The sequence below is a fragment of the Gracilibacillus pellucidus genome (assembly GCF_033949965.1).
In the GTDB taxonomy this organism is placed as follows: domain Bacteria; phylum Bacillota; class Bacilli; order Bacillales; family Amphibacillaceae; genus Gracilibacillus; species Gracilibacillus pellucidus.
On record NZ_JAWZSR010000001.1, the window covers coordinates 258,208 to 274,627 of the forward strand.

17 protein-coding genes and 1 pseudogene are annotated in these 16,420 nt (G+C 36.5%); 16 read left to right on the plus strand and 2 right to left on the minus strand.

What is annotated here, in order from left to right:
• Positions 1-47: 47 nt before the first annotated feature.
• Positions 48-689 carry a YigZ family protein gene (locus SH601_RS01185; RefSeq protein ID WP_319956391.1) on the minus strand — a complete coding sequence of 214 codons (642 nt, stop codon included), beginning with the start codon at positions 687-689 and terminating at the stop codon, positions 48-50.
• A gap of 156 nt (positions 690-845) precedes the next feature.
• On the opposite strand from SH601_RS01185, the gene SH601_RS01190 reads away from it, so the two are divergent.
• From SH601_RS01190 to SH601_RS01260, 15 genes and pseudogenes are all read left to right on the plus strand, one after another.
• A complete protein-coding gene (locus tag SH601_RS01190; RefSeq protein WP_319956392.1) occupies positions 846-1,985 on the plus strand; it encodes a sensor histidine kinase in 1,140 nt (379 codons plus the stop codon).
• An 81-nt stretch (positions 1,986-2,066) separates the two neighbouring features.
• Positions 2,067-2,768, plus strand: coding sequence for a response regulator transcription factor (locus SH601_RS01195; RefSeq protein ID WP_319956393.1), 702 nt, complete (start codon positions 2,067-2,069; stop codon positions 2,766-2,768).
• A gap of 236 nt (positions 2,769-3,004) precedes the next feature.
• On the plus strand, positions 3,005-3,847 hold the full coding sequence (locus tag SH601_RS01200) for a DegV family protein (RefSeq protein ID WP_319956394.1): 843 nt from the start codon (positions 3,005-3,007) through the stop codon (positions 3,845-3,847).
• 44 nt (positions 3,848-3,891) lie between these two features.
• Positions 3,892-5,229: an ATP-dependent helicase ComFA gene (locus tag SH601_RS01205; protein ID WP_319956395.1), complete on the plus strand. Its 1,338-nt coding sequence runs from the start codon at positions 3,892-3,894 to the stop codon at positions 5,227-5,229.
• The gene (locus tag SH601_RS01210; RefSeq protein WP_319956396.1) at positions 5,226-5,924 is read left to right on the plus strand and encodes a ComFC family protein; all 699 of its coding nucleotides are present in this window, start codon (positions 5,226-5,228) and stop codon (positions 5,922-5,924) included. The genes SH601_RS01205 and SH601_RS01210 overlap by 4 nt, the downstream gene beginning before the upstream one ends.
• A 25-nt stretch (positions 5,925-5,949) precedes the next feature.
• Positions 5,950-6,366 (plus strand): TIGR03826 family flagellar region protein, encoded by a 417-nt coding sequence (locus SH601_RS01215; protein ID WP_319956397.1) that lies wholly within the window; start codon positions 5,950-5,952, stop codon positions 6,364-6,366.
• A 217-nt stretch (positions 6,367-6,583) separates the two neighbouring features.
• Positions 6,584-7,587 (plus strand): annotated as a pseudogene (locus SH601_RS01220) (Rpn family recombination-promoting nuclease/putative transposase).
• 168 nt (positions 7,588-7,755) lie between these two features.
• Entirely contained in the window at positions 7,756-8,019 is a 264-nt protein-coding gene (gene flgM / locus SH601_RS01225) for a flagellar biosynthesis anti-sigma factor FlgM (protein ID WP_319956833.1), read from the plus strand.
• Positions 8,020-8,049: 30 nt separating this feature from the next.
• A complete protein-coding gene (locus SH601_RS01230; protein ID WP_319956398.1) occupies positions 8,050-8,553 on the plus strand; it encodes a flagellar protein FlgN in 504 nt (167 codons plus the stop codon).
• 15 nt (positions 8,554-8,568) lie between these two features.
• Positions 8,569-10,227 carry a flagellar hook-associated protein FlgK gene (gene flgK, locus SH601_RS01235; RefSeq protein ID WP_319956399.1) on the plus strand — a complete coding sequence of 553 codons (1,659 nt, stop codon included), beginning with the start codon at positions 8,569-8,571 and terminating at the stop codon, positions 10,225-10,227.
• Positions 10,228-10,236: 9 nt separating this feature from the next.
• Positions 10,237-11,133 carry a flagellar hook-associated protein FlgL gene (gene flgL, locus SH601_RS01240; protein ID WP_319956400.1) on the plus strand — a complete coding sequence of 299 codons (897 nt, stop codon included), beginning with the start codon at positions 10,237-10,239 and terminating at the stop codon, positions 11,131-11,133.
• A 58-nt stretch (positions 11,134-11,191) separates the two neighbouring features.
• The gene (locus tag SH601_RS01245; RefSeq protein ID WP_319956401.1) at positions 11,192-11,782 is read left to right on the plus strand and encodes a DUF6470 family protein; all 591 of its coding nucleotides are present in this window, start codon (positions 11,192-11,194) and stop codon (positions 11,780-11,782) included.
• A gap of 12 nt (positions 11,783-11,794) precedes the next feature.
• The gene (gene fliW / locus SH601_RS01250) at positions 11,795-12,241 is read left to right on the plus strand and encodes a flagellar assembly protein FliW (protein WP_319956402.1); all 447 of its coding nucleotides are present in this window, start codon (positions 11,795-11,797) and stop codon (positions 12,239-12,241) included.
• Position 12,242: 1 nt separating this feature from the next.
• On the plus strand, positions 12,243-12,464 hold the full coding sequence (gene csrA, locus SH601_RS01255) for a carbon storage regulator CsrA (RefSeq protein ID WP_319956403.1): 222 nt from the start codon (positions 12,243-12,245) through the stop codon (positions 12,462-12,464).
• A 484-nt stretch (positions 12,465-12,948) separates the two neighbouring features.
• Positions 12,949-13,899, plus strand: a complete 951-nt coding sequence (locus SH601_RS01260; protein WP_319956404.1) for a flagellin N-terminal helical domain-containing protein — start codon at positions 12,949-12,951, stop codon at positions 13,897-13,899.
• A 461-nt stretch (positions 13,900-14,360) separates the two neighbouring features.
• Here SH601_RS01260 and SH601_RS01265 read toward each other — a convergent pair whose 3' ends face one another.
• Positions 14,361-15,221, minus strand: a complete 861-nt coding sequence (locus SH601_RS01265) for a DNA endonuclease (protein ID WP_319956405.1) — start codon at positions 15,219-15,221, stop codon at positions 14,361-14,363.
• Positions 15,222-15,966: 745 nt separating this feature from the next.
• On the opposite strand from SH601_RS01265, the gene SH601_RS01270 reads away from it, so the two are divergent.
• Positions 15,967-16,236, plus strand: a complete 270-nt coding sequence (locus SH601_RS01270) for a hypothetical protein (RefSeq protein WP_319956406.1) — start codon at positions 15,967-15,969, stop codon at positions 16,234-16,236.
• The last annotated feature ends 184 nt before the right edge of the window (positions 16,237-16,420 follow it).

The following is a 16,420-nucleotide window of genomic DNA, read 5'->3' on the forward strand; positions in this document are numbered from 1 at the left end:
ACTTCTAAATCTTTCGTACCAGCCTCGAATTATTTCCTCGGAAATAATTATTCAAGCGATACATCTAATTCGATGTAAGAATCTTCACCCGTTTCTATTTCAGCAGTTCCGCTAGTTAACTCTGTAATCCACTCAGTAAATGCAGATTCCTCTCCTGTGACAATACGGATGTTAAAGGTAACATTTTCCAAGTAGTCAATGTTTTCTAGCAGATATTTAGATTGACGTAATTCATTTTCCAATTTTCCTAGTTGACCATAATCCACTGTAACAAGAAATTTTTTCATTCGTTTGCGTTCAACAACACCTGTCGTATTGATTGCTAGTGTAGTTGTTCCTGCATAAGCACGAATTAAACCACCTGCACCAAGCTTGATTCCACCGAAGTAGCGTGTAATAACTACAGCCGTGTCTTTTAGCTGACGTTTTTTCAACACTTCTAAGATAGGCACACCAGCAGTTCCGCTCGGTTCCCCATCATCATTTGCTTTTTGAATTTGATCGTGTTCACCAATCATGTATGCAGAGCAATTATGTGTAGCATCCGCATGTTTCTTTTTAATTGATTGGATAAATTGTTGTGCTTCCTCTTCCGTTGTTACTCGTTTCACATATCCAATAAAACGAGATTTTTGGATAATTTGTTCGTCAGATCCTTCAGGTTTGACGGTAAAATATTGATCTAACATTTATGGTAATACCTCCCGTAATAGTGCTATTGGTTGAGCTCTATAAAAAAATGTGTACAATAATTGTAATAGGGCATAAAGAATATGATAAAAACCCCCTGAAAAAGAACTATATATTTCGTATGGTATAGATGGAACTAGGTGGTGACGTTTAAAATGAAACATACAGATCATACATTAGATTCTATAATAGAAGAGATGATTGATACAGTCAAACATAGCAAAGATGAAGTATTCGAAATCGCAGAAGAATCTCGTAAGGAATATGCAAGATTAAGTAATGAGTTAGAGATATTACAAGAAGAAGTCATTACTGTTATAGATGAAGGAGATTTATTAGATAAGAAAACTAAATTAGCTAGGAGAAGGCTGTATGAGGTAAATAAACACTTCTATAAGCATTCAGAAGAAGTGATTAAACAAGCGTATGATCAAACATCAGATTTACAAACAAAGCTTGAAATAACGAGAGACAAAGAAAAAAATCTTCGTGCCAGACGCGATGATATCGAATTGCGACTAAAAGCGATAGAGCAAATGTTAGCCCGTGCTGAAGGATTAGTAGGGAAAATATCCATCGTATTAAACTACTTAGATGTAGATCTTAAAGAAGTTTCTGATCTCATTCATGATGCATATGAAAAACAAGAATTTGGTCTCAAAATTATTGAGGCACAGGAAGAAGAGCGACGTCGACTTTCAAGAGAAATGCATGATGGTCCTGCACAAATGCTTGCGAACATTATGTTAAGGTCTGAAATTGTTGATCGTACATATAAAAAAGGCGATATCGACAGTGCTGTAGCAGAAATGCGAAATGTACGCTCGATGATTCGTGACTCATTACATGAAGTGAGACGAATTATTTATGATTTACGTCCGATGGCATTAGATGACTTAGGCTTAATTCCAACTATCAAGAAATATATTGACACGCTTGACAGTCAGCATCAAAATATTCATTTTCGCTATCAGGCTACGAATGAACGTTTACATAGCAATTATGAGGTAGCGTTATTTCGTTTAATTCAAGAATCCATCCAAAATGCAATCAAACATGCAGAAGCTTCTAAGATTACTGTTGAATTAAACATTGAAAATGATAAAGTAATGGCAGTTATCACAGATAATGGAAAGGGATTCAACCAATCAGAGAAAAAAGAAAAATCATTTGGTATAATAGGTATGCATGAACGCGTTGACATTTTAGGTGGGGAGATAAAAATTACTAGTGAAGAAGGTGCTGGTACGGAAGTAAGCATCATCATTCCTATCGAGAAGAAAGAAAATGCTTAAATAATAGGGGAAGAGATACACAATAATGAATAAGAGATAACAAATACTATAGTATTGGACAATGTTAAGGAGGAAGTATTGATGACAACAAATATCGTATTAATTGATGATCACAAATTATTTCGTGAAGGTGTAAAAAGAATATTAGAGCTCGAAAGCGGATTTAATGTGTTAGCTGAGGGTGATGACGGGGCAATGGCTACAGAGCTCGTCAAAAAGTATAAACCAGATGTCGTGTTGATGGATATTAATATGCCAGGTGTTAATGGAGTAGAAGCAACAGCACAATTACTAGAGCGCTATCCGGGCGTGAAAGTTATTATTCTTTCTATTCATGATGACGAAAACTATGTAACACACGCACTTAAATCAGGTGCACAAGGTTACTTGTTAAAAGAGATGGATTCTGACGCGTTAATCAATGCTATTTCAGTAGTCTCGGAAGGTGGTTCATACTTACATCCAAAAGTAACACATAACCTAGTGAAGGAATACCGCCGTTTAGTTACGGAAGAGGATGCATTGTATGATTCTGATTCTTCGCTTTCTAAATTAAAAGAAGTAGAACATAGAAAACCACTTCATTTATTAACGAGACGTGAATGCCAAGTGTTACAGCTACTTGCTGAAGGAAAGAGTAACAAAGGTATTTCTGAATCTCTTTACATTAGTGAAAAAACAGTTAAAAACCATGTAAGTAGTATCCTACAAAAAATGAAAGTAAAAGACCGTACCCAAGCAGTTGTTATTGCTATTAAAAAAGGCTGGGTAGAAATTTTATAATTTCAATTAGTGGGGGTTAACTCCGTAATAAATAAGAAATAGTGGATCCGAACAAGTAGATAGCTTGTTCGGATTTTTAATTGCTCTAGTCATAAAAAAGGATCCTATATATTTACGCTTCCATCTCAACATGATAAAATACATAATCTAGTTAATTACCTCTATGCAATAAGCAGATTATTAGGTAAAATGAAAACTAGCTTAAAAATAAAATAGAAGAAAGGTTCGATCATGATATGAAAGTCGCTGTCATTACCGATAGTACGGCATATATTCCCGATTCAGATAGACAAGCACAGAATATACATATGATTCCTCTCAATGTTGTGTTCGGTAACGATTCCTATCAAGAAGAAATAGATATCACCGCCGCAGAATTCTACCAAAAAATCAAAGAAATGGACCAATTACCGAAAACTTCTCAACCATCACTAGGATTAATGACCGAAAAATTAACAGAGTTAGCAAACGATTATGACCAAGCCATTTTCATTACGCTATCTAGTGGTATTAGTGGAACATATCAATCAGTGGTAACGGCACAATCAATGGTGGAAGGAATAGAAGTGTTCCCGTTCGATTCCGAGATTAGTTGTATGGCACAAGGATTCTATGCGTTAGAAGCAGCTCATATGGCTCAAAATGGTGAAGACGCAGCATCCATTATGAATCGTTTGAACCAAATGAAAGAAACGCTTCGTGCTTATTTCATGGTTGATGATTTAAGTAATCTTCATCGAGGTGGTAGATTGAATGGTGCACAAGCACTAATTGGTAGTGTGCTCCAAGTAAAACCGATTCTACACTTTGAAGATACGTTAATCGTACCTTTTGAAAAAATTCGTACGAAGAAAAAAGCATTAAAACGTATTTTCGAATTGTTTGATGAAGATGCTGCAAAAGGTGTACCGATTCGAGCAAGTGTGATTCACGCAAATCGAGAAGAAGAAGCGAATGAAATAAAACAACAGTTAGAGGAAAAATACGATAATCTCGAAATAGTTGTTAGCTATTTTGGTCCAGTTATCGGCACACACCTAGGAGAAGGTGCTCTAGGTATTGCATGGTATCAACAATAATAGGGTGAGGCGTGTCCTCCCCTCATTCTAATTGGAGGTAAAAGATGAACTTTGCACAACTCCTCGCAGGCAAGTTATTGCTATCCTCAGAAGTCCCTTTGCAACAAGCAACCATTTCTTATCTACTACGAACCAATCAACTTACACAACTTCCTAGCATTACAAAAAAATATGGCAAACCTGAATGCAGACGATGTGGAAATAAAGATGCACAATTATTTGCTAAGATCCCATGTGCAAGATGTGATACAACTCATGTCTATTGTCGCAATTGTGTACAAACAGGAAGAGTATTAGCATGTGATCCATTGCTCGTTTGGCATGGTATAGAGCCGACATACCAAAAGCAGAAAGAGCCATGCAGGTGGAATGGAACATTAACCCCAGCTCAAGATAAGGCGGCAACGGCGATCATAGAAGTAATTGATCACCCCAAAGCAGAACTAATAATCTGGGCAGTATGTGGTGCAGGAAAAACAGAGATGCTTTTTCCCGCTATTACAAAAGCGATTCAACAAGCAAAAAGGATCTGTATTGCCACACCGCGAGCAGATGTCGTCCGAGAATTATTACCACGCTTTAAGCGAGCATTTCCAGACACAGAGATGGAAGCATTATATGCAAATTCTCCAGACAAAACAGGAAGAGGCCAGTTAGTTATCAGTACGACCCATCAATTGATTCGTTATCAAGCAGCATTTGATTTGATGATAATTGATGAGATTGACGCCTTTCCTTACCATCATGACAAAACATTGCCACTTTTAACGAAGCGAGCCTCTAAAGCTTCTGCCACATCGATTTATTTAACCGCCACACCACGTAAAGAACATCGAGCAAAAATTAGACGCAAACAATTAGCTGTTCAATTTGTTCCTATCCGTTTCCATGGTCATCCCCTGCCCGTCCCACAATTAAAAATCGAATTTCAGTTACGAAAAAAACTCCAACAAAACAACCAATCAACTGCTTTAACACAATTTATCCAGTCACGTTCATCTAAACGCCAACTACTTATTTTTGCTCCAACGATTGAGTTAGTAGAAAAGGTATCGAAGCAATATAATGCGATAAGCGTACATGCAGCAGATCCGGATCGAAAGGAGAAAGTGAATCAGTTTCGCCAAAAAAAGATTGATACATTAGTGACGACAACGATTTTAGAACGAGGGGTTACTTTTCCCTCTGTCGATGTGGTGATATTGGGTGCGGGGCATCATGTCTTTGATGAAGCGGCGATTGTGCAAATTGCTGGAAGAGCAGGCAGAAGTCCTGATGATCCAACTGGTGAGGTGCTACTTATTCATCAAGGGAAAACAAATGCAATGGAGGATGCGATTGCACAAATAAAGATGATGAACCGGAAAGGAAAGAATCAATGAGTAAATGTCTGAAATGCCAAGCAGAGATAGAACAACAAGTAACATGGAGTACGTTTTTGTTACCACCAGAGCCTGCAAATTTATGTGATGATTGTGAGTCACAATTATCTGTTATCCAAGCACCAATCTGCAGGCGTTGTGGCAAGCCTCACACAGAAGGAGAATTATGTGGGGACTGTAAAGGGTGGAAAGATGATGATATTCACTGTGAAGTATTAGCGTGTAATCGCTCACTTTTTACGTATTCTGCGTTTATCCAAGCAATAATTGCTCAGTGGAAATATCGTGGCGACTATCAATTGAAAGAAATATTTTTTCCTTTTATAAAAAGTAGCCTGCAATCATTTTATCCGTTAAAAGAGTTGACGATTGTCCCGATTCCATTGTCAGAAGAACGACTGTACGAACGAGGATTCAATCAAGCGTTAGCTATAGCAGAAATAGTTGCAGAAAATTATCATATTCCGATTGAACAAGTATTATCTCGGAAAGAAAATCATGGCGAAAAACAATCGAAAAAGTCAAGAAATCAACGACTGGCAGCAAAAAATCCATTTTTCTTATCGAAAACACTTGAAACTAATGTTTTAATAGTCGATGATATATATACAACCGGTATGACGATTCACCATGCTGCGCGATTATTAAAAGAAGCAGGATGTCCTAGTGTTTATAGCTTTACTTTAGTAAGGTAGTATGTAATGGAAAGAGGAGATGAAAATGGCAGAACTGGCAAACTGTATACGGTGTGATAAAGTTTTTGTGAAAACAACAAGCTCCGTTTGTCCAGAATGTATAAAAGAAGAGGAAAAACAATTCCAAATCGTATACAAATTTCTTAAGAAACGTGAAAATAGACAAGCGACAATCCCGGAAATTGTCGAAGCAACAGGTGTGAAAGAAGATATTATTTTACAATTTGTAAGAGATAATCGTCTTCGTACTTCACACTTTCCTAATTTGGCATATCCGTGTGAACGATGTGAAACACCTATTACGAAAGGAAAACTTTGTTCCAACTGTCAAGGAGAATTAACGTCGGATTTGAATTATGCTGCTGAAGTGGAGCGCGTCAAGCAAAAAAATGAAGCAAAAGTAAATGAGGCAAAAACATATTATACAAGAGACAACGATTAAGTATTAGTAGGGCAATTCTCATTGATTGTGAGGGTTGCCCTACTTTTTAGTGGAATGTATAAAAAGATGAGTAATACTATGGATGTTTGCCGAATGATAAAACGTATTTTTCACTTGCCTACTATTTGAAAAGGACGATTTTACCGATTCGCTACCTTTGCTAAGGTGTGCTATCTTCTCTGTGTAAGCCAACTTCATAAGGGAAGAAGGGAGCGCCATGCCACTACAAAATCCACATGACAAGCTATTCAAAGAAAGTTTGTCGAGAGCAGATGTAGCTCAAAATTTTATACAGAACTTTATTCCACTATCGGTCAGACAGTTAATAGACCTAGACTCCTTACAACTACAAAAAGATACTTTTATTGATAAACATTTACAAGAATCCCAATCTGATTTGTTATTCCGCATAAAGATATACGATCAACCAGCATACCTTTATTTCTTATTTGAACATAAAAGTTATGTAGACAAAGGAGTTAGTTTGCAATTATATCGTTATTTAGGTGAGATTTGGGAAGCGGTTTGGAGTAAACAAAAGGAGCAGAAAATCGAGTTGATCTTACCAATCGTTTTTACCATGGTAAAGACAAATGGACCATACCACAAAGCTTTAGTGGGCTAGTCAATAATTATCCAGAGCTAGCAGGAATGCATCCATATTTTCCTGATTTTGAATATTATCTGTTTAATTTGCAAGACTATGGAGAGGGACAAATCAATCAACGTTCACTACATACGATTTTACGTATGATGTTGATCGCCTTTCAATATCGAGACGAGCAGAATGCCGAAAAAGAGATGGATAAACTGAAGCAAGTGATTTATTTTCTGAATAGTTTAGAAAATAGACAGGAAGCAAAGCACTATTTGCATACTTTTTTCTACTATGTGATGCACGTGTACACCATGCTTACAAGTACTGAATATCGTGATATAATAGACCATGTAGAGACTCATTATGAAGAAGGGAGTGATACGATGCCGACTTTAGCAGAGATATTTCGTGAAGAAGGAATGAAACAAGGGATGAATCAAGGTAAGACAGAAGGCGTTGCTAGAACGGTGATTCGTTTGTTGGCTAAAGCATTTATCCCAACTCCTATTCCAGATGAAGTGAAAGCACAAATTAATCGACAAGACATCGAAACATTGGACCATATCATTGACAATATAGATACAATTACAACAATAGAAGAAGTGAAACAATATTTGAAATAGAGCCACGAGTAATCGTGGTTTTTTTGTTGCTATAATCCCTTTGTTTGCTTCGGAAATTGCTTATCTTTCCTTTCCTTCAAAAACAAAACTCGATATAATAGAAACAATATTAAACATTTTGAATAACTATCCGATATAAATAATATATAGATGTACGTAAAGAAAGAGGTGAAGGTCTTGAAAATCAATGGACCAAATCATTCCAATCTAAATCCGTATCAAAAACAACAGCAATTGCAAAAACAGACGAAAGCAAAGTCGCATTCGCTTAAACCAGACCAACTAGAAATTTCAGATAAAGCATTAAAAATGCAACAAAAAAATGCTCGTCAAACATATGTGAATGAGATTAAACAACAAGTAGAAAATGGTGAGTATCAAGTTAACAACAAAGAAACAGCTAAAAAGCTATTAAACTTTTGGAAAGCTTAATAATACGTAAGAAAAAGGAGCAGACCACTAATGTCCGTTCAGCCGATTATCAACCAACTAAATAAATTGATCGAGTTACATGAAAGTCTTTTACATGTCTCTAATCAAAAAACAGAACTCCTCAAAGAAGGAGATACAACTGCACTACAAAAGCTTTTAGTGAATGAACAAAGACATATTCAGGCAATCAATCAGATTGAACAAAAAAGAATCGAATCAGTATCAGATTGGGCGCGTGAACATCAAGTTAAGGAAGACACACTTACAGTCTCGACAATTATAGAAGAACATACAACTGGAGCGGAAAAAGAACAATTAGAGCAAGCAACCGTACAATTAGCGGAGCTTTTACTATCGATACGACGTCAAGAGGATTTAAATAAACAGCTAACGCAACAATCCTTACAATTTGTTCAATTATCATTAGATATGGTACAACCAGCAATGAAAAATATGAACTACGGTAATAGTAAACATCCAGTATCATCTAATACAACCGCACCAAAACGGTCGGTTTTTGACTCGAAAGCATAAATAGGAGGAAGAGAGATGGCATCAACTTTTAACGGATTAGAAGTAGCTAAGCGCGCACTTCATACACAGCAATCCGCTTTATATACAACAGGTCATAATATTTCCAATGCGAATACAGAAGGCTATACAAGACAACGTGTAAATATGACACAAACAGGTCCATACCCACCAGCATCCAGAAATAGACCAGAAATTCCCGGTCAAGTAGGTAGTGGGGTAGAAGCAGGTTCGATTCAACGAGTTCGTGACAGTTTTATTGATAAGCAATATCGTGAAGAAAATACAAAAGTCGGCTATTATGAGACGAAGGCAGATATGATGACTAAGTTAGAAGCGATTTTAAATGAACCGACAGAAGAAGGGTTATCACAAAGCTTTGACTTGTTCTGGCAATCGCTGCATGATTTATCAACCAATCCGGAAGATTCAGGTGCAAGAGCTGTAGTAAAAGAACGAGCGAATGCTGTAGTTGATTCCTTGCAATATGTACATAGTAGCTTAGAAAAAGTCCGGGCGAACCAAAAAGACGAAATTGGTGTAAATAATTCGAAGATCAATTCCTTAATTGACCAAATTAATCAAGTGAATGAGCAAATTAGTAAAATCGAACCGCACGGATATGTACCGAATGATTTGTATGATGAGCGTGACAGATTAATTGATCAGTTATCAACTTATGCCGATATTAAAGTAGATTACCGTGCTAGCTCCGGACAGCCAAGTGCTATCGCACAAGGTATTGCAACCATTACACTTGCTGTTGATAATAGTGATGTAGAGCAAGAAGGTAATGATCCGGTTGTACTTGTCGATGGTGGTGCAGATGTCGAGTTGGGTAGTTCAGACGCAGTGAACCATCTATTTACTGACTTTGATAATGACAACAATTTAAAAGCAATCTTTTTTGCTAACCCCACGGAAGGAACAACAGCAGAGTCGCTAGCGGATGATTATGAAAATCAACAGTTTATTTATAGTGACAACTTCAATGTACAAGGTAAATTGCAAGCATTAATTGATGGTGCTGGTTATCTTACAGACTTCCAATATGGCGGAGCAGATGATGCTGACTATACATCAGCGGGCGAAATTAATAAAATAGTTACCAATATAGATACAATGGTTAGTCAATTTATTACGGAATTCAACGCTGTTCATCAAGATGGTTATGCACTTAAAACAGACGAAAATGGCAATCCACTTCAGGGTGAAGCATTCTTTACTGGAACAACAGCAGATACAATCGCAGTATCTGACGCTATTTTGAATGATGTTGATTTAATTGCTGCAAGTACAACCGGTGCAACGGGTGATGGAGAAAATGCCATTGAGCTTGCTAATGTCTATACCAAACGTGTAGAAGAGTATTTATCGTATGAAGAAGGGGATCCAGCACAGTTAGACGATAAAGCAACAATTAAAAGTTACTTTGAATCTATTATTGGAGAAATGGGTGTTGTGGCAGAAGAAGCTAATACGATGCTAAACAATTCACAAATTCTTCGCCAACAAGTAAGTGAATCAAAACAAGCAATTAGCTCGGTATCATTGGACGAAGAAATGACGAACTTAATTCAATTCCAACATGCATACAATGCAGCTGCAAGAAGTATGACAGTTGTCGATGAAATGCTCGACCGAATTATTAATAGCATGGGCTTAGTAGGGAGGTAAGTAAAATAAATGCGAGTTACACAAAGTATGTTAACCAACAATATGCTGCGTAATATAAGTAGTAGTTATCAAAGCTTAGGTAAATACATGGATCAACTTTCAACAGGTAAAAAGATCAATCGACCGTCTGATGACCCAGTTATCGCAATGAAAGGTATGGACTATCGTACCCAAGTAAACCAAATCGAACAGTTCGAACGTAATATTGGAGAAGTGCATAACTGGATGGACAACTCCGATTCTGCCCTTGATAAAGTACAAAAAGGACTTGAACGACTACGTGAATTAGCTGTCCAAGCTGCCAATGGTACCTATGAAGAAGGACAACGCGGAAATATCGCAAGCGAAGTAGACCAAATCAAAGAACACTTACTCGATTTAGCCAATACGAAAGTAAACAATCGCTTTATTTTCAGTGGAACGGCAACAACCGGAAATGCAGGAGAAAAACCATACGAACTAAATGACGATGGTACATTCGCCAATCCGATTAATACTGATAATGTGAATATTGAAGTATCCAATGGTACGAAAATTCGTGTAAATGTCCAACCAGACAGTATTTTTACGGAAGAATTATTTACAGATCTCACGGAATTTTCGGAAGCATTAAAGGACGGAACGGATGATGAAGCCATCGGAGAGTTTATTGGCAAACTTGATACGCACATTGACAACAATGTCAACGCACGAGCAGACTTAGGTGCACGTCAAAATCGTATCGACTTAATTGAAAACCGGGTAAAAGAACAATTAGTAACAGCCAAAGATATGATGTCCAAAAACGAAGATGCGGACTTAGAAGAAGTAATTATGAATCTAACATCACAAGAAGCCGTTCATCGTGCTGCATTAAGTGGCGGTGCCCGTATTATTCAACCAACATTATTAGATTTCTTACGTTAAGAAGACAAGCCTTACCTTGATAGAGAGGTGAGGCTTTTTTCAAAAAGGAGGCGAAAATATGCAATTACCTCAAATCCGCATCCAACAACAGTCAGCAATGATTGGAATACAAAAAACAGATGCCCAATTGTCGGTTGATACAGGCCCTGCCAAACAAGAAATTAGTCAACCACAAGCAGACATACAAATCACAACAAAGCCGGGAAAGCTAACGATAGACCAATCAAAAGCCTTAGCAGATGTTGGCATTATCCCAACCGAACAATCGGTGAAAAATTGGGTGTCGAAAGCAATGCAAACAGCAATCGACGGCTCAAAGAAACGAAGACAACAAGGCGATATGATGATGAAAATTGAGAATGGCGGCAATCCCATGCCAAAAATAGCAGAGGAAAATGGACAATGGCCCAAACATTCCTTTAATATTGGCTGGATTCCATCCGGCGACGGTGTGAAGTTCCACTATGAACAAGCAGAAGTAACGATTAATGCACGAACAAATAAACCAATCATTAACGCAGAACCAACCAATAATCAATTTCACTATCAAAAAGGTGACATCGAAACATATTTAGCACAAAAGAATTGGCTAGAAATCGACTTCGACAACTTAACATTTGTCGGCAATAATGTCGAAATAGAAATATAGAAAGGTGACATTATGCAAATAAATACGAAATATTTTGGTGAAATAGATGTAAAAGAGGAAGAGGTTATCCATTTCCCACAAGGGATTCCAGGATTCTCTGAAGAAAAACAATTTGTCTTACTAAGCTTTGAAGAAAATGGTTTGTTTCAAGTACTACAATCAACCAATCATGTCCATCCAGCATTTGTCGTAGTCGATCCATTCCTATTCAAACAAGACTATCAATTTGAACTAGATGAGCCAACACAAGAACAATTAGCAATAAAAACACAAGAAGATTTACTTACATTAGCAATTGTTACAGTAAAAGATCCATTAACAACAAGTACAGCTAACTTACAAGCACCAATCATCATTAACCAAACCAAAAAATTAGCCAAGCAATACATCACCAAAAGCGAGCAATACACAACAAGAGAAACCATCTTCACACAAGCCTCACAGAAAGAGGTGGATTAAGATGCTAGTACTAACAAGAAAAACAAATGAAGCAATCCAAATCGGTGATGATATTCAGATTAAAGTCATTTCCGTTGATGGAGACCAAGTAAAACTAGGCATTAGTGCACCTAAAGATGTGGAAGTACACCGAAAAGAAATTTATCAAGCAATTCAACAGGAAAATAATGAAGCAGCAAATGTTTCTACTGATTTATTCAATTTAATCAAAAACAAAGAGTGACACATCAATCAAAAAGAGAGCCGGAGAATATCCAGCTCTCTTTTCATTTCTTCCCCCTCAAATGAAAATGCCCGATAAAGTGGAAAAACTGCCCGATATCCGAAGAAAAGTGCCCGATAAAACGTCAAAAGCGCCCGATATCGAAAAGGTTGGCTCCTCAAAATCATCAAAAAAGCTTAAAACAATGGCTTTTATAGTTCATTTATAAATAGCTTTATTCATTAGTTCGGCAATGAAAGGACGCTAAAATCTTGATAAATCAAACATTATCAGTAAATAAATCATTGAATAACACAATAAACTTCTATAACTAACATTTTTATAAAAAAAATGATAAAAAAAGCTAAACATTTTCTAATCATAGTCCGATAGTATTAGTAGAAGCTAATCGAGATAGAAGACGGCCGCTTTTATCTTGGTTAGTAACTATACTTAACCCACATGGATGTGGAAAATTACTTAAACTCAAGGAGGAAATTTTATTATGATTATTAACAATAATATTCCTGCGTTGAATACTCACCGTCAACTAGGAATCAACCAAGGTGCACAACAAAACTCAATGGAAAAACTTTCTTCAGGTCTTCGTATCAACCGTGCTGGTGATGATGCTGCAGGTCTTGCGATTTCTGAGAAAATGCGTGCGCAAATCAAAGGTTTAGATCAAGCAAGCCGTAATGCGCAAGATGGTATCTCTATGATTCAAACTGCTGAAGGTGCTTTACAAGAAACACAAAATATTTTACAACGTATGCGTGAACTTGCTACACAAGCAGCCAATGATACAAATAATGATACAGACCGTGGAGAAATTCAAAAAGAAATCAATGAATTAACTTCAGAAGTGAACCGTATCGCTAACACAACTGAATTTAATACGAAAGAAATGTTAAACGTATCAGGTTCTGGTTTTAGTGCAACTTTCCAAGTTGGTGCTAATAATGGTCAAAGCATGAGTATCAATGTTTTAAGTATGGATGCAGAGGCGCTTGGAATAGCTGGTGGTTCAAGTGGAATTGCTAACGGAGCTTCTGTATCAGGTCATGGTGTTGCTAGTGCCGTAGTATCTGGTGCTGCATTGACTTCTGGAACTGATGTATCTAATGGTACTTCTTCTTCAGGTACTTTGAGTGCATTAGATGTTTCTGATCACGATAAAGCAACAGCAGCTATTGAAGTATTCAATAATGCTATTGAAACTGTTTCAGCTCAGCGTTCTCAATTAGGTTCATTCCAAAACCGTTTAGAACATACTATTTCTAACTTAGATAATTCTTCTGAGAACTTATCAGCAGCGGAATCTCGTGTCCGTGACGTTGATATGGCGAAAGAAATGATGGAAATGACTCGTGCTAACATCCTTTCTCAAGCGTCTCAGTCTATGTTAGCTCAAGCAAATCAAATGCCTCAGTCAGTGTTACAACTACTAGGTTAATGATTTGAACGGGCGTCTTACTTGGTAACGGGTAAGATGATCACTGGGTGAATTGCTGGGACTTCCTAAAGCTATGTCAACCACAGCGGAGTTGGAAACGACAAACGTAATGGTATGAAAATGATAAAGATAAATGGATAATCAGCAGCCAAGCTCCTGTCTCGAAAGAGTGGAGAAGGTTCAACGACTAGGTTAGACCACCTAAAGCAATTGCAATGGTGATGAAATCCATAGGACAGTGCAAATACTGTTCGAAGTGCCCAGCTCCTAGGTCGCTTAGGATGAAGATATAGTCTAACCAATGATCGAAAGACATTGAGGCAGTGCAAGCCAACCAACAACCACAATCAGTACTTCAATTATTAGGTTAATAGATACTGATTTAGTAGAGGAGATCCTAGCGATTGTGCTAGGGTCTTTTCTTTTGAAGTAAAGGAAGTTGTTTAATGTAGGATTTGCTTTTACTGGTAAATTCCATTATTACGCAATTCTCTCAACTTATTAACGATTGACCAATAGGTTCGTTGTAAAGCAATTGCAATCTGTTTATCTGTCATACCTTGCAATTTATAAGTTATTAGTTTTTCTATCTCTGCTGCACTATAAGGTTTAGTGCGTTCAGAAGAGGTTGCAATTACCTCATATTCTGGATAACTTAATTGATATTTCTGTTTTTCCTGTTCAAAACGATATAACCAATTTGTTTTATAGTTCATAATTGGGCACTGAGAGGTAACACTACTGATCATGTCTAAAAAATGATAAGTGTTGACAGTAGATGTAAAGCGAAGAATTCTACCATGTCCATCTTTTCTTTTGCTAATAGTAAAAAGGATATCAAAGTGTGAGCGTATATGTTCATTTAACCGAATGAGATCTTCATGCTGAAAGGATTGTAGATAAAGATAGACATTAGGAATGAGATAAATCTTTTTGAGTCGATGATTGATTCGTCTAGAGATAGATAATGTACCATCATCCATGTAGAGAGTAGCGAGAAAGCTAATATCTGTGCATTTTGACAAAAGTCTACTTGGTATTACTTTATTACCATAGGGATCGTAGAAGTCATCGAAAATATCAGTGAAAAGAGGCATTGATTTAGAACGAAGAGTATCTTGATGTTTATTGATATACAACAATGGCGAAAGTATTTTCAGTTTCCATTGACGGTAAGCAAGCTGAGCCCGTGAAAAGTGCTCACGATAACTATTATTTTTGCGGCGGCTATTCTTATACAGCTTTGTGATTTCCCCATCTCCTAATATAGAAGCAATAAGAACATTTTGTTGTATAGTACTTAATTGGTTAATAGAATTCAAATGAATCACTTCCTTTCTTTTATAGTTCTATAATACAAAAAGAACGTATGTTTGTAAAATGGTTAAGAATAATTAAAAAGCTAGCAATTAAGCAACGGTTGTTTATTAATTAAGTCATGAACTTCATTACATAAATGTGATTTTAAAATATACGCTAACAAGCTTCGCAATAGAAGATGAAGAAATAATTATTGCAATCCTATCAGGTGATAGTAATAACTCATTAGTCTCGCATGAAGTTATACTGAACTTTTTGTCTGTTTAATATTACTTATTTGATGAAAATGAAAGACAGATAAGCAAAGGTAGTCAATATCGATTTTACGTATCCATATATGTATAAATTTCTACAAGGCAGTATATAAATATCGACTTATTTATTTGCTTTTAGTTTCGAGTTGTATTAACGCGCTTAAGCAGTACACGATCTAGACTTGATTATGTGCAATTTGTTGTTCTGATCATAAAACTATTTAATGTTTAAGTACTGTTTTACAGGTTTGAAAAATAGTTCGATCGTCATGCATTCTCTGTACGATTTTGTATGGATAGTTTTCACTTGTTCTTGTGAAAGTAATTGTTCAACTAATGTTTTTTGAGTAAATTTGTCCATGTGCTGTTTTTTTATTTTGGAATTTTTATGGCGGAATAAATTATTGGAATGTTCTGATTTTAACTCTGAGTTAAATTATTTTAATGCGACACTAGTGATATATAAAAGTTAAATAGAAGTGAGGATACTGTTATGGAACATATACTGGTAGGTGTGATTTCTGCTGTAATTACGGCATTCGTTACCATTCATCAATTTGGTGAAAAACATAAAGCGAAGTACATAACAAAGGAAAGAAAGCAATGGCGAGCAGATATACGGGAAAAATTAGAAGAAGTGTCTTATACAAAGGATGCTAAAATTTTACAAAAATTCTTGGCATTTCTCTATGTCCGTTTAAATCCGAATGATCCAGAAGATAAAGAGATTGTGAAGTTAGTAGAAACTATGATAGGTGACTAGGAGTACTTTGATAAATGTACGTGCTGTCCTAATGATAGGAATGAAAAAGATTGCTTTAAGAGTAAAAGTGAGAAATGTTTAAAATGCAAATGGAAAGAATTACATGAACGGATTTCCGAATTATTGAAGCATGATTGGGAAAGATCGAAGCGAGAGGTGAATGGTTTAAAATGGATATGGCGTA

What these genes read in the sequence shown, in the direction of transcription:
- fliW (WP_319956402.1), top strand. Translation starts at nt 11,795, where the DNA reads ATGCAAATAAATACGAAATATTTTGGTGAAATAGATGTAAAAGAGGAA.
- SH601_RS01205 (WP_319956395.1), top strand. Translation starts at nt 3,892, where the DNA reads ATGAACTTTGCACAACTCCTCGCAGGCAAGTTATTGCTATCCTCAGAA.
- SH601_RS01270 (WP_319956406.1), top strand. Translation starts at nt 15,967, where the DNA reads ATGGAACATATACTGGTAGGTGTGATTTCTGCTGTAATTACGGCATTC.
- SH601_RS01195 (WP_319956393.1), top strand. Translation starts at nt 2,067, where the DNA reads ATGACAACAAATATCGTATTAATTGATGATCACAAATTATTTCGTGAA.
- SH601_RS01215 (WP_319956397.1), top strand. Translation starts at nt 5,950, where the DNA reads ATGGCAGAACTGGCAAACTGTATACGGTGTGATAAAGTTTTTGTGAAA.
- flgK (WP_319956399.1), top strand. Translation starts at nt 8,569, where the DNA reads ATGGCATCAACTTTTAACGGATTAGAAGTAGCTAAGCGCGCACTTCAT.
- SH601_RS01230 (WP_319956398.1), top strand. Translation starts at nt 8,050, where the DNA reads ATGTCCGTTCAGCCGATTATCAACCAACTAAATAAATTGATCGAGTTA.
- SH601_RS01185 (WP_319956391.1), bottom strand. Translation starts at nt 689, where the DNA reads ATGTTAGATCAATATTTTACCGTCAAACCTGAAGGATCTGACGAACAA.
- SH601_RS01190 (WP_319956392.1), top strand. Translation starts at nt 846, where the DNA reads ATGAAACATACAGATCATACATTAGATTCTATAATAGAAGAGATGATT.
- SH601_RS01260 (WP_319956404.1), top strand. Translation starts at nt 12,949, where the DNA reads ATGATTATTAACAATAATATTCCTGCGTTGAATACTCACCGTCAACTA.
- SH601_RS01210 (WP_319956396.1), top strand. Translation starts at nt 5,226, where the DNA reads ATGAGTAAATGTCTGAAATGCCAAGCAGAGATAGAACAACAAGTAACA.
- SH601_RS01245 (WP_319956401.1), top strand. Translation starts at nt 11,192, where the DNA reads ATGCAATTACCTCAAATCCGCATCCAACAACAGTCAGCAATGATTGGA.
- flgL (WP_319956400.1), top strand. Translation starts at nt 10,237, where the DNA reads ATGCGAGTTACACAAAGTATGTTAACCAACAATATGCTGCGTAATATA.
- SH601_RS01200 (WP_319956394.1), top strand. Translation starts at nt 3,005, where the DNA reads ATGAAAGTCGCTGTCATTACCGATAGTACGGCATATATTCCCGATTCA.
- csrA (WP_319956403.1), top strand. Translation starts at nt 12,243, where the DNA reads ATGCTAGTACTAACAAGAAAAACAAATGAAGCAATCCAAATCGGTGAT.